Here is a 12862-nt window from a genome sequence, read left to right on the forward strand (position 1 = left end):
TTTCCGGCCCGGTTCGCCGGCTCTTTTCAGACAGCGGCAGGCACAACACAGGACAGCACAAAAGGCTCACAAGTTGCTTACAAACTAGGATTTTATCCCGGCTATGATAAAGTCAGGCAAAAGGCGTTTCCGGCTTTTCCTGCTGCGCCTGCCGCAAGAAGGGTGGCAGCAGGGCGCAAGCCGAATACACTTACTTAACCTCCATCATCCGGACGTCAAAGGGCTTCTATGACACAGGTCTCTACCGCAACACAGCCGCAGGCTAAATACCGGCACGATTACCGTGCCCCGGACTACACCATTACCGATATCGACCTAAATTTTGAGCTGGACGCCGACACCACCACCGTCACTGCCATCAGCCAGGTCAAACGCCTGGGCGCGGTAGGCGCGCCGCTGGTGCTGAATGGGGAAAACCTGACGCTCCTCAGCGTCACGGTAGACGGCCAGCCCTGGCCGCACTATCACCAGCAGTCCCATACGCTGGTGCTGGATCAGCTGCCGGATGCCTTCAGCCTGACCATCATTAACCAGATCCACCCCGCCCAGAACACCGCGCTGGACGGACTGTACCGCTCCGGCGAGGCGCTCTGCACCCAGTGTGAAGCCGAAGGTTTCCGCCACATCACCTATTACCTTGACCGCCCGGATGTGCTGGCACGTTTCACTACCCGCATCGTGGCAGACAAGGCGCGCTACCCGTTCCTGCTCTCCAACGGTAACCGGCTGGAGCAGGGCGACCTCGGCGATGGCCGCCACTGGAGCCGCTGGGAAGACCCGTTCCCGAAACCTTGCTATCTGTTTGCGCTGGTGGCCGGGGACTTTGACGTCCTGCGTGACACCTTCACTACCCGCTCCGGGCGTGACGTGGCGCTGGAACTGTACGTGGACCGCGGCAACCTGGACCGCGCTGACTGGGCGATGACCTCGCTGAAACAGTCGATGAAGTGGGACGAAACCCGCTTCGGCCTGGAGTATGACCTCGACATCTATATGATTGTGGCGGTGGACTTCTTCAACATGGGCGCGATGGAGAACAAAGGGCTGAATGTCTTTAACTCCAAATATGTGCTGGCGAAGGCGGAAACCGCCACCGACACCGACTACCTGAACATTGAGCGGGTCATCGGCCATGAATATTTCCATAACTGGACCGGCAACCGCGTCACCTGCCGTGACTGGTTCCAGCTCAGCCTGAAAGAGGGGCTGACGGTGTTCCGTGACCAGGAGTTCAGCGCCGATCTCGGCTCCCGCCCGGTCAACCGCATCGCCAACGTGCGCCTGATGCGCAGCGCGCAGTTTGCCGAGGACGCCAGCCCGATGGCGCACCCGATCCGCCCGGACAAAGTCATCGAGATGAACAACTTCTACACCCTGACGGTGTATGAGAAGGGCGCGGAAGTAATCCGCATGATGCACACGCTGCTGGGCGAGGCGCAGTTCCAGGCCGGGATGCAGCTCTACTTTGAGCGCCATGACGGCAGCGCCGCCACCTGTGATGATTTCGTGCAGGCGATGGAAGATGCCTCCAACGTTGACCTGTCGCTGTTCCGCCGCTGGTACAGCCAGTCCGGTACGCCGGTGCTGACGGTACGTGACGAATTCAGCACCGAGCTTCAGCAGTACCGCCTGCATGTCAGCCAGACCACGCCACCGACAGCGGACAAGCAGGAGAAATTGCCGCTGCACATCCCGCTGGATATTGAGTTGTACGACCAGGAGGGGAATGTCATCCCGCTGATGCGTGACGGCAACCCGGTGCATTCGGTGCTGAACGTGACCGAAGCGGAGCAGACCTTTGTGTTTGACGGCATCGCCCTGCCGCCGGTGCCGTCGCTGCTGCGCCACTTCTCCGCCCCGGTGAAACTGGATTACCCCTACAGTGACCAGCAACTGACGTTCCTGATGCAGCACGCCACCGATCCGTTCTCCCGCTGGGATGCGGCGCAAAGCCTGCTGGCGCTCTATATCCGCCTGAACGTGGCACGCCACCAGCAGAAACAACCGCTGTCACTGCCGCTGCATGTGGCGGATGCCTTCCGCGGTATTCTGCTGGATGACAAGCTGGAACCGGCACTGATTGCCCAGATCCTGTCGCTGCCGACCGAAAATGAGATGGCGGAGCTGTTTACCACCATCGATCCGGAAGCGATCCATGCGGTGCACGCTGCGATTGTCGGCTGCCTGGCCACCGAAATGGCGGACGAATGGCTGGCGGTTTACTACGCCAACCTGACGCCGGAATACCGCGTGGATCACGCCGACATCGGCAAGCGCAGCCTGCGCAACCTCTGCCTCAGCTATCTGGCCTTTGGCGACCCGGCGCGGGCTGACCAGCTGGTGGCGAAGCAGTACCACGCAGCGGATAACATGACCGATGCGCTGGCTGCGCTGTCGGCGGCGGTTGCCGCCCAGTTGCCGTGCCGGACGGCGCTGCTGACGGCGTTTGATGAGCGCTGGCACCAGGATGGCCTGGTGATGGACAAGTGGTTCATCCTCCAGGCGACCAGCCCGGCGGAAAATGTGCTGGAGAACGTGCGCAGCCTGCTGAACCACCGTTCCTTCAGCCTGAGTAACCCGAACCGTGTGCGGTCGCTGATCGGGGCGTTTGCGTCCGGTAACCCGGCGGCGTTCCATGCGGCAGACGGCAGCGGTTACCGTTTCCTGACCGAGATCCTCACCGACCTCAACACCCGTAACCCGCAGGTGGCGTCACGTCTGGTTGAGCCGCTGATCCGCCTGCAACGTTATGATGAGTCGCGTCAGGCGCTGATGCGGGCGGCACTGGAACAGCTCAAAAGCCTGCCGAACCTCTCCGGCGATCTGTATGAGAAAATCAGCAAAGCGCTGGATGCCTGATCCCTGGGCGTAAGCCATGAAAAAGGCGCGGGCCATCAGGCACCGCGCCTTTTTTTATGGGGGAAACCGGCCTCAGGCGTAGCCGCGCGACACCACCGGCTGCAACACAGGCGCAGGCGCCAGGATGCGGTCCAGCACCCGGCTTTCCAGCTCTGCCAGCCGCACTGACCCGTGGCGGCGCGGGCGCGGCACATCCACCGTGACGTCCAGCCCAATCCGGCCCTCTTCAATCAGCAATACCCGATCGGCCAGCGCCACCGCTTCGCTGACATCATGGGTGACCAGCAGCACCGTGAAACCGTGCGTCAGCCAGAGTGACTCAATCAGCCCCTGCATCTCGATGCGCGTCAGGGCATCCAGCGCGCCCAGCGGTTCATCCAGCAGCAGCAGCCGTGGGCGGTGGATCAGCGCGCGCGCCAGCGCCACCCGCTGTTTCTGCCCGCCGGAGAGGGCCGAGGGCCATTCCCCGGCGCGCTCTGCCAGCCCGACCGCCGCCAGCGCCTCCTGCGCTGCCGGGCGCCAGTTGCCTTTCAGGCCCAGCCCGACATTGTCGATGACCCGCTTCCACGGCAGCAACCGGGCTTCCTGGAACATCAGGCGCGTATCCTCCTGTACGCTGGCCAACGGCGCATTGCCGCTCAGCAGCGCGCCCTCGCTGGCGTGTTCCAGCCCGGCCAGCAGGCGCAGCAGGGTACTTTTGCCGCAGCCGCTGCGGCCCACCACCGCCACAAACTGGCCGGGGACAATGCGCAAATCAATATCATGCAGAACCGTGCGGGCGCCGTAACGTTTGCTGATATGGTTCAGCGTCAGCGGGGTGCCTTGTGGGATACGGGTTGGCGTACTCATGCGTTGCCTCCTTGGGAGGTCAGTTGATAGGCGGGGTGCCAGCGCAGCCAGACGCGCTCCAGCAACTGGGCGCTGAAATCGGCCAGTTTGCCGAGGATGGCGTACAGCACAATCGCCACCACCACGATGTCAGTTTGCAGGAACTCACGGGCGTTCATCGCCAGATAGCCAATCCCGGCATTGGCGGAGATAGTTTCGGCCACAATCAGTGTCAGCCACATAAAGCCGAGTGCAAACCGCACGCCGACCATAATTGAGGGCAGGGCGCCGGGCAGCACCACCTGCACAAACAGCGGCAACCCGGAGAGGCCATAACTGCGCGCCATCTCCAGCAGGCCGCGGTCAATGTTGCGGATGCCGTGATAGGTATTCAGGTAGATCGGGAACAGCGTACCGAGCGCCACCAGGAAAATTTTGGCGGACTCATCGATGCCGAACCATAAAATCACCAGCGGGATCAGCGCCAGATGCGGGATGTTGCGCAGCATCTGTAACGAACTGTCCAGCAGCCGCTCACCCCAGCGTGACAGGCCGGTAATAAAGCCCAGCAGCAGGCCGAGGCTGCCGCCGATGGCGAACCCAATCCCGGCGCGCCAGCTGCTGATCGCCAGATGGTGCCAGAGTTCACCGCTGGCACTCAGTGACCAGAAGGCCGTGACCACCGCGCTCGGCGCAGGCAGGATCCGGTTGGAGAGCCAGCCCGCCTCCACCGCCAGTTGCCAGACGGCAATCAACAGCACCGGCACCGCCCAGGGCGCGAGACGGTATAACCCACGTTTGGCAAAATGATGCATAGTGCGCTCCTCAGCTCTGTGACGCAGTGGTCTGGTAGAAATCATTGGCAATCACCTCGGATTGCGGCCGGATCACCCGCAGGTTACCGGGGGCGGCGTCAGGGGCCGCCAGATCGAGGTGCGGGAACAGCAATTCGCCTACCCGGTACGCCTCTTCCAGGTGCGGATAGCCGGAGAGCACAAAGGTATCAATGCCGAGATCGGCATACTCCTGCATCCGCGCCGCCACCGTCGGGCCATCGCCGACCAGCGCGGTGCCGGCCCCGCCGCGCACCAGCCCGACCCCGGCCCACAGGTTGGGGCTGATCTCCAGGTTGTCTTTTTTGCCGCCGTGCAGGGCAGCCATCCGCTGCTGGCCGACGGAGTCAAACCGGGCGAACGACTGCTGGGCGCGGGCGATGGTGTCGTCATCCAGGTTGGCGATCAGCCGGTCAGCTGCGCGCCACGCCTCGTCAGTGGTTTCACGCACAATCACATGCAGCCGGATGCCGAACCGCACCTGACGCCCTTTGGCCGCGGCTTTGGCACGTACCTGGTCAATCTTCGCTTTGACCTGTGCAGGCGGTTCGCCCCAGGTCAGGTAGAGTTCGACCTGCTCGGCGGCCAGATCCTGCGCGGCATCGGACGAGCCGCCAAAGTAGAGCGGCGGGCGCGGCTGCTGCACCGGCGGCAGCATCAGGCGCGCCTCTTTTACCTGGATGTGTTTGCCGGTGAAGGTGACGGTTTCACCTTCCAGTACCCGGCGCCAGACATGGGTAAACTCCGCTGAGGCTTCATAACGCGCTTCGTGGTCAAGGAACAGCCCTTCACCCGCCAGCTCATCCGGGTCGCCGCCGGTGACCAGGTTAAACAGGGCGCGCCCGTTGGAAAGCCGGTCCAGCGTAGCGGCCTGCCGTGCCGCCAGCGTCGGGGAGATAATGCCGGGGCGCAGCGCCACCAGGAATTTCAGCCGTTGTGTCACCGGAATCATCGACGCCGCCACCAGCCAGGAGTCCTCACAGGAACGGCCGGTCGGGATCAGCACCCCGCCAAAGCCCAGGCGATCCACCGCCTGGGCAATCTGTTGCAGGTAAGCGTGATCAACGGTGCGTGCACCCTCATTGGTGCCGAGGTAGTGGCCGTCGCCGTGGGTCGGTAAAAACCAGAAAACGTTAAGGCTCATGGTGTCTGCTCCTTGTGCGGCCCGGCGAGCGCAGCGCCGGACTGGGTGGTCAATGGGTCAGGGCGCGGCGCGCCAGATACGGCTGGCGATATCCAGCTTTTTCGGTAACAGGTGATTTTCATAGAACAGATCGGCGGTGTTCTGCTGGGCCTGTTCGGTGCGTTTGTCCACCGGCTCAATCACGGTGACCGGGCGGTGGCTCAGATAGGTGGCGATCACCGGCTCCGGCAGCCCCATGGCGTTGGCCAGCAGGGTAATGCTCCGGGCACGGTCGGTGCGGGTCAGGGCGTCGGCGGCGGTCAGCTGGGTCAGCACGTCACGGATAAACGCCGGGTGCGCCTCGGCATAACTGCGCGCCGCCAGGTAGAAGGAGCCGGTCTGGTTCAGCGTGGTGCCGTCTTTCAGCACCCGTACGCCGCCCTGAAGCTGCGCAGCGGAGTAGTACGGATCCCAGATCGCCCAGGCATCGACGTTATGCTGGGCAAACGCGGCGCGCGCATCAGCCGGAGTCAGGTAGACCGGGGTAATGTCTTTGAACGTCAGCCCGGCTTGTTGCAGCGCACGTAACAGCAGGTTGTGCGAGCTGGAGCCTTTCTGGAACGCCACTTTGCGCCCTTTCAGGTCAGCCACGCTCTGGATCGGGCTGTTGGCTGCCACCAGGATCACTTCCGCTTTGGGTTTGGGCGGCTCCTGGCCGACATACAGCAGATCGGCCCCGGCCGCCTGCGCGAACAGCGGCGGCAGGTCGCCGGTGCTGCCCATGTCGATGCTGCCGACATTCAGCGCCTCCAGCATTTGCGGCCCGGCCGGGAACTCCACCCAGCTGATGCGGGTCTGCGGGTAGCGTTTTTCCAGCATCTGATGGGTTTTGGCCAGCACCAGGCTGACGGACCCTTTCTGGTAGCCGATACGGAACTGCGCCGGGTCTTGCGCGGCCTGCGCCGCCTGGCCCAGGCCGGTCAGGGCCGTCAGCAGGGTAAACAGGGCCGCGGCACGGCCCCAGCGACGAAACAGCGACATCGGTGTCATTTTCCGCTCTCCTTATCGCCGGTTCAGGCAAAATGCCGCAGCAGGTCAGCCCCGGCGGCACGTACCGGTGCACGGCGGTCCAGCGCCTGATAGAAGCTCTCCAGTGCCTCTTCCAGCCGCAGCGCCAGCGCCGGGGCCGGCAGCGGGTGCGGCTGGGCTTTCATATCAATCTGGCTGTCATCCGCAAAGACGCCGTGCAGCACCTCCTGCGCTTTCAGGGCTGACAGCACCGGTTTCAGCGCGTAGTCCACTGCCAGCATATGGGCGAGGGAACCGCCGGTGGCCAGCGGCAGCACCACTTTGTGCTCCAGCGCGCGCTCCGGCAGCAGGTCGAGCAGGGTTTTCAGCGCGCCGGAGTAAGCGGCTTTATAGACCGGCGTTGCCACCAGCAGGCCATCGGCTCCGGCCAGTGCGTCAGCCAGCGCCTTGACCTGGGGGCTGTTGAAATTGGCATAGAGCAGATCTTCAGCGTCGAAATCATGCAGGTTATAGGCGGTGATCGTCACCCCGCGCTGTTGCAGCCACTGCTCGCTGCGGCGCAGCAGGGCAGAAGAACGGGAGGGTTGTCGCGGGCTGCCTGCCAGAGATATAACGTGCATACTGACTCCTTATAACTAAAAAGAATAGTTGGGGCGTTTTTCCTAACCAAGTGTTAACACGCTATCAGCCGGCGCTTATTTCTTAAAATCTCTTTTTTTGCTTTCTTTTTCTGAAAAAGGGCATAACCGCGGGCAAGTCAGCAAAGGAAAAAGAGAGCCGGGGGAAAGGGCGGCAGGGCAGGCGGGAAAACGATTGCGGAAAGGGCGTTTTTTTGCGGTGGATCATTTCCCTTTTGCCGGGCATTCGCGGATAATACGCCCCCGGTTTGCCACCGGGAACTCAGGAGATTTCATGTATTATCCCCTCGTCAGAAAAGCACTTTTCCAGCTCGACCCTGAACACGCACACGAATTGACCTTCCGCCAGCTTCGCCGCCTTTCCGGCTCGCCGTTTGAATTCCTTATCCGCCAGTCGTTGCCTGCCAAGCCGGTCAGCTGCATGGGCCTGTCATTTAAAAACCCGTTGGGCCTGGCGGCCGGGCTGGATAAAGACGGGGAGTGCATTGACGCCTTCGGGGCAATGGGGTTTGGGTTTGTCGAGGTCGGCACCGTCACGCCGCGCCCGCAGGCGGGCAACGATAAGCCGCGGCTGTTCCGGGTGGTCGAGGCAGAAGGGTTAATCAACCGCATGGGGTTTAATAACCGCGGGGTCGATAATCTGGTCGAAAACGTCAGGAAATCGCGTTTCGGCGGCATCCTCGGCATCAATATCGGCAAGAATAAAGACACGCCGGTGGAAAACGGCAAGGATGATTACCTGCTCTGCATGGAGAAAGTCTACCCCCATGCCGGCTATATTGCGGTTAATATCTCATCACCCAATACGCCGGGGTTGCGTTCATTGCAGTATGGCGAGGCGCTGGATGAATTGCTTGCCGCCATCAAGAATAAGCAGGCCGAATTACAGCAACAGCACCACAAATATGTGCCGGTGGCGGTGAAAATTGCACCGGATTTGTCAGAAGAAGAACTGGTACAAATTGCCGACAGCCTGGTTCGCCATAATATCGATGGGGTGATCGCCACCAATACCACGCTGGATCGCAAACTGGTGCATGGCCTCAATTATTGCGAGCAGGCGGGTGGTCTGAGCGGCCGTCCGGTACAGTTGCGCAGCACGGAAGTGATTCGCCGGTTGTCGCTGGAATTACAGGGCCGGTTGCCGATTATTGGTGTCGGCGGCATTGATTCCCTGACCGCCGCGCGGGAGAAAATGCAGGCGGGTGCCTCACTGATTCAGGTCTATTCCGGCTTTATTTATCACGGCCCGGCGCTGATAAAAAATATAATTAACGCGATTTGATAGTTTTTAACCAACATGCCGGGCCGGGGGGTTTATTTCTCTTCCCGGCTCGTCTATATTTTGTCCACTGCCGGGGTTATAGGCGCTGGATGCAGTGTGTTACCAGACTAAATAATATGTTCAGCGATCCTCACCGGCCTCATTTATTAGCATACCGTCGGCAGCGACACTTTTACGGCGGTCTTGTTGGGGTTTTTTTGAAATTAACAGGCGTAAAGGGGTAACCCGATGAGAATCAAACCTGACGACAATTGGCGTTGGTATTTTGACGCCGATCACGATCGGCTGATGTTGGATTTGGCAAACGGCATGATATTCCGCTCGCGCTTTCCCGCCAAAATGTTAACGCCGGATGCGTTTGGTGAGTGTGCTTTTTCCGTGGAAGATGCCGCGCTCTATTTTGATTATGAAGAACAGTGCCGCAAAATTAAGCTGAAATCAGAGCAGCGGGCTGAACTGGTATTAAATGCGCTGGTGGCGTTCCGTTACCTGAAGCCGCTGATGCCGAAAAGCTGGCACTTCACCCAGCAGGCGCGCGCACTGGCACCCAAAACCGGTGACGTAGTGGCAGTGAAAGTGACGGAAAGCGGTGACCGGGCGCAATTGCTGGTGGTGGAATCCGGCGACAATGCCAGCCTGTGCCTGCTGGCACAACATCAGCTGACGCTGGCCGGGCGCACCATGCAGTGCGGCGATGCCATAAAAATCATGCATGACCGGATGATGCCGGTGGCAGAAGAGTTGGATTTGGCGGCACTGTACGATCAGGCCGTGTAATTTTCCGGTATGTAAAACGGCAGGTTTTCAGAAGCGGTCGGTGTTTAAGAACGATCGGTGTTGAAAACGGGCCGCTTCCCAAAAAAGTCGGCGCTGAGAACGGCCGGCTTCTGACATAGCGCACCCACGGGCGCGCCACCTTTCTGACCCCTTTTTTCCGGCTAACTCAGGGTGACATCTCCCAACGGGATGCAACTGCAACTCAGCAGCGTACCGTCGGTGCCCAGTGCATCCTGCACCAGCGGGGCCACGTTTCCCTGTTCCAGCGTCAGGCGGCAACTGCCGCACAGCCCGGCGCGGCACGAGTAGGGGATGCGGAACCCTTGCTGCTCCAGCTGATCCAGCAGGACCTCTTTTTTATTGCCGCTGAAACGCTGCCCCTGGTAGGTGATCGCGACCTGCTGCTCAGACGGGGGCGGGGGCGCGACCGGCGTGCTGGCCTTACCGGCGCTATAATGACGGGGCGGGCGGGTAGAGAGGATCTCCACCGGATCGCCAGCCCGGATAATGCCGCTGTTACGCGCCATCAGGTTCATGCCGAAATCAACGTCGCCGTTGTCTGCCGTGCGGAAGGATTGCAGTGTTTTCAGCGGCTCCCCGGCCGGGTGTTTTACCCCACGCTCGGTGCTGACGGTGGTCAGCACGCAGCGGCTGCAGGGTTTCACCGCCTCAAACACCACACTGCCGACCCGCAGTTCGGCCCAGCCGTCTTCGGCAAAGGCAGTGGCCCCGGCAACCACCAGGTTCGGCCGGAACTGTTCGAGTTTGATCCCCGCCGGGCAGCGGCGGCGCAACGCCTCCAGCGACGCCTCATTCACCAGCAGGAACGGATAGCCGTCCGCGAAGGTCAAAGGGGTATCGGGCGCGCTTTTCACGCGGCGGCTGAGGGCCGGCCCCTGCCAGCGCAACTGCACCTCGCGCGCCAGGTAACCGCTCAGCCAGCGGTTAATCGCCTCCGGGGCGATGCGGGCGGTAAAATGGTTGCCCCAGACTTCCGTCGGGCTCTCTGCCTCACTGAATTCATCGTAACGGATAACGGCGCTGTCGCCGTCCGGCGCGGTGATGTACAGGCCATCCGGCAGCAGTGCCGGGGTAAACTGCACCATCTGCGGCAGTTGCCGGGCGGTAATAAAGGTGCCGTCCGGCGTGGTCAGCATAAACGCCCGGTCAAAGGCCATGCCGGCGCGGTCAGCCAGGCCCTGCGAAAGTTGCAGGCCACGCATCGATTTCACCGGATGGATGAAAAGTTTTGAAAGGGTAATCACTGCTGACTCCTTGCCGGCATAAATGAGAGTCAGCAACTTTATGACAAGCGGGTGGGATTAGCTATAATGCGCAACAATTTTCTATTTGGTGATAAGTCGATATGAACTCTCTGTTTGCCAGCACGGCGCGTGGTCTGGAAGAACTGTTAAAAAGCGAACTGGAAGCGCTGGGCGCCCACGCCTGTAAAGTGGTACAGGGTGGGGTACATTTTCAGGGCGACGATCGTCTTCTGTACCAAAGCCTGCTGTGGAGCCGCCTGGCGTCACGTATTTTGCTGCCGCTGAATGAATTCAAGGTGCACAGCGATCTGGACCTCTACCTCGGCGTGATGGCGATTGACTGGCCGTCAGTGTTCGGCGTGGACAAAACCTTTGCTGTGCATTTCAGCGGCCTGAATGATGAAATCCGCAACAGCCAGTACGGCGCGCTGAAGGTCAAGGATGCCATCGTTGACAGCTTCACCCGCAAAATTGACCAGCGGCCGAACGTGGCGAAACAGCAGCCGGACATCCGCGTTAATGTGTTCCTGCAACGTGACACCGCCAGCGTCGCGCTGGATCTGAGCGGCGACGGCCTGCACCAGCGTGGCTACCGTGACCTGACCGGCGCGGCCCCGCTGAAAGAGAACCTGGCGGCGGCGATTGTGCTGCGTTCCGGCTGGGCTGTCGGCACGCCGCTGCTCGACCCGATGTGCGGTTCCGGTACGCTGCTGATTGAAGGGGCGATGATCGCCTCTGACCGTGCGCCCGGCCTGCATCGCCAACACTGGGGCTTTACCGCCTGGAAAGGCTTCAACGCCGACCTGTGGCGCGAAGTCACCACTGAGGCGCAGGTGCGCGCCCGCCGTGGCCTGCAGGAGACGACCTCCCGCTTCTTCGGCTCGGACATCGACCGCCGTGTGATTGAGATGGCGCGTGCCAACGCCCGCCGTGCCGGTGTCGCGGAGTTGATTACCTTCAACAGCGGTGATGTCAGTAAGTTGGTCAACCCGCTGCCGGAAGGCCCGCGCGGCACCGTGATCAGCAACCCGCCGTATGGTGAGCGTCTGGAGAGTGAACCGGCGCTGATCGCGCTGCATAACCTGCTCGGCCGCATCATGAAAACCCAGTTCGGCGGCTGGCAATTGTCGCTGTTCAGCGCCTCGCCGGAGTTGCTGAGCTGCCTGCAATTGCGGGCAGAGCGCCAGTTCAAGGCCAAAAACGGCCCGCTGGAGTGCGTGCAGAAAAACTATCAGCTGGCGGAGAACGCCGAAGGCGTGGCCGGCGGCCAGATCGCCGAGGATTTCGCCAACCGCCTGCGCAAGAACCTGCGTAAGCTGGAGAAGTGGGCGAAGCAGCAGGGCATTGAGTGTTACCGCCTGTATGACGCCGACCTGCCGGAATATAACGTGGCGGTGGACCGCTACGGCAGCAAAGTGGTGGTTCAGGAGTATGCGCCGCCGAAAACCGTGGATGCGCAGAAAGCGCGCCAGCGCCTGTTTGACGTGATCAACGCCACGCTGTCGGTGCTGGATCTGCCGTCCAACCAACTGGTGCTGAAGACCCGTGAGCGGCAGAAAGGCAAAAACCAGTATGAAAAACTGGCGCAGAAAGGCGAGTTCCTGCTGGTGCAGGAGTTTAACGCCAAACTGTGGGTCAACCTGACCGACTACCTCGACACCGGCCTGTTCCTGGACCACCGCATCGCCCGCCGGATGCTGGGTGAGATGAGCAAAGGGAAAGATTTCCTGAACCTGTTTGCCTACACCGGCACCGCCAGCGTACACGCCGGGCTTGGCGGCGCGCGCAGCACCACCACCGTGGATATGTCCCGGACGTATCTGGAGTGGGCGGAGAAAAACTTGCGGGTCAACGGCCTGACCGGCCGCCAGCACCGCCTGATCCAGGCAGATTGCCTCTCCTGGCTGAGCGAGGCCAACGAGCAGTTCGACGTGATTTTCATCGATCCGCCGACCTTCTCCAACTCCAAACGCATGGCGGATTCCTTTGACGTGCAGCGTGACCACCTGGCGCTGATGAAGCACCTGACCCGTCTGCTGCGCCGCAACGGCACCATTATGTTCTCCAACAACAAACGCGGCTTCCAGATGGACGTGGCCGGTCTGGCCGAACTCGGCCTGGTGGCGAAAGAGATCACCGCCCAGACGCAGTCCCAGGATTTTGCCCGTAACCGTCAGATTCACAACTGCTGGCTGCTCACCCGCGCCGGCGAGGAAAAGTAACGT

General features: G+C 61.3%; 10 protein-coding genes. 4 read left to right on the plus strand and 6 right to left on the minus strand.

From position 1 onward, the window contains the following. Positions 1–228: 228 nt before the first annotated feature. Positions 229–2859, plus strand: a complete 2631-nt coding sequence (gene pepN, locus JK232_RS12880; RefSeq protein WP_212589291.1) for an aminopeptidase N — start codon at positions 229–231, stop codon at positions 2857–2859. Between the two features lie 72 nt (positions 2860–2931). On the opposite strand, the gene ssuB is transcribed toward pepN, so the two are convergent. Genes ssuB through ssuE form a run of 5 tightly spaced genes read right to left on the minus strand, consistent with a single transcriptional unit; the run spans position 2932 to position 7292 of the window. Further along, entirely contained in the window at positions 2932–3708 is a 777-nt protein-coding gene (gene ssuB / locus JK232_RS12885) for an aliphatic sulfonates ABC transporter ATP-binding protein (RefSeq protein WP_072925721.1), read from the minus strand. Beyond that, positions 3705–4502, minus strand: coding sequence for an aliphatic sulfonate ABC transporter permease SsuC (gene ssuC / locus JK232_RS12890; protein WP_072925719.1), 798 nt, complete (start codon positions 4500–4502; stop codon positions 3705–3707). Before ssuC ends, ssuB begins: the two co-directional genes overlap by 4 nt. 10 nt (positions 4503–4512) lie before the next feature. Continuing rightward, positions 4513–5664, minus strand: a complete 1152-nt coding sequence (gene ssuD, locus JK232_RS12895; protein WP_072925716.1) for an FMNH2-dependent alkanesulfonate monooxygenase — start codon at positions 5662–5664, stop codon at positions 4513–4515. Positions 5665–5721: 57 nt separating this feature from the next. Further along, on the minus strand, positions 5722–6693 hold the full coding sequence (locus JK232_RS12900; protein ID WP_079205146.1) for a sulfonate ABC transporter substrate-binding protein: 972 nt from the start codon (positions 6691–6693) through the stop codon (positions 5722–5724). Positions 6694–6716: 23 nt separating this feature from the next. After that, positions 6717–7292, minus strand: coding sequence for an NADPH-dependent FMN reductase (gene ssuE, locus JK232_RS12905; protein ID WP_072925713.1), 576 nt, complete (start codon positions 7290–7292; stop codon positions 6717–6719). A gap of 292 nt (positions 7293–7584) precedes the next feature. Here ssuE and pyrD point away from each other — a divergent pair, with 292 nt between their 5' ends. Both pyrD and JK232_RS12915 read left to right on the plus strand, forming a co-directional pair. Further along, a complete protein-coding gene (gene pyrD / locus JK232_RS12910; RefSeq protein WP_072925710.1) occupies positions 7585–8595 on the plus strand; it encodes a quinone-dependent dihydroorotate dehydrogenase in 1011 nt (336 codons plus the stop codon). 228 nt (positions 8596–8823) lie between these two features. Further along, positions 8824–9372 carry a cell division protein ZapC gene (locus tag JK232_RS12915; protein WP_101827931.1) on the plus strand — a complete coding sequence of 183 codons (549 nt, stop codon included), beginning with the start codon at positions 8824–8826 and terminating at the stop codon, positions 9370–9372. Positions 9373–9533: 161 nt separating this feature from the next. Here the strand turns inward: JK232_RS12915 and JK232_RS12920 are convergent, their stop codons facing one another. Further along, a complete protein-coding gene (locus tag JK232_RS12920) occupies positions 9534–10637 on the minus strand; it encodes a YcbX family protein (protein WP_212589292.1) in 1104 nt (367 codons plus the stop codon). 101 nt (positions 10638–10738) lie between these two features. Here JK232_RS12920 and rlmKL point away from each other — a divergent pair, with 101 nt between their 5' ends. Then, the gene (gene rlmKL, locus JK232_RS12925) at positions 10739–12859 is read left to right on the plus strand and encodes a bifunctional 23S rRNA (guanine(2069)-N(7))-methyltransferase RlmK/23S rRNA (guanine(2445)-N(2))-methyltransferase RlmL (RefSeq protein WP_101833843.1); all 2121 of its coding nucleotides are present in this window, start codon (positions 10739–10741) and stop codon (positions 12857–12859) included. The last annotated feature ends 3 nt before the right edge of the window (positions 12860–12862 follow it).

The sequence above is a fragment of the Nissabacter archeti genome (assembly GCF_018257325.1).
Classification (GTDB): domain Bacteria; phylum Pseudomonadota; class Gammaproteobacteria; order Enterobacterales; family Enterobacteriaceae; genus Chimaeribacter; species Chimaeribacter arupi.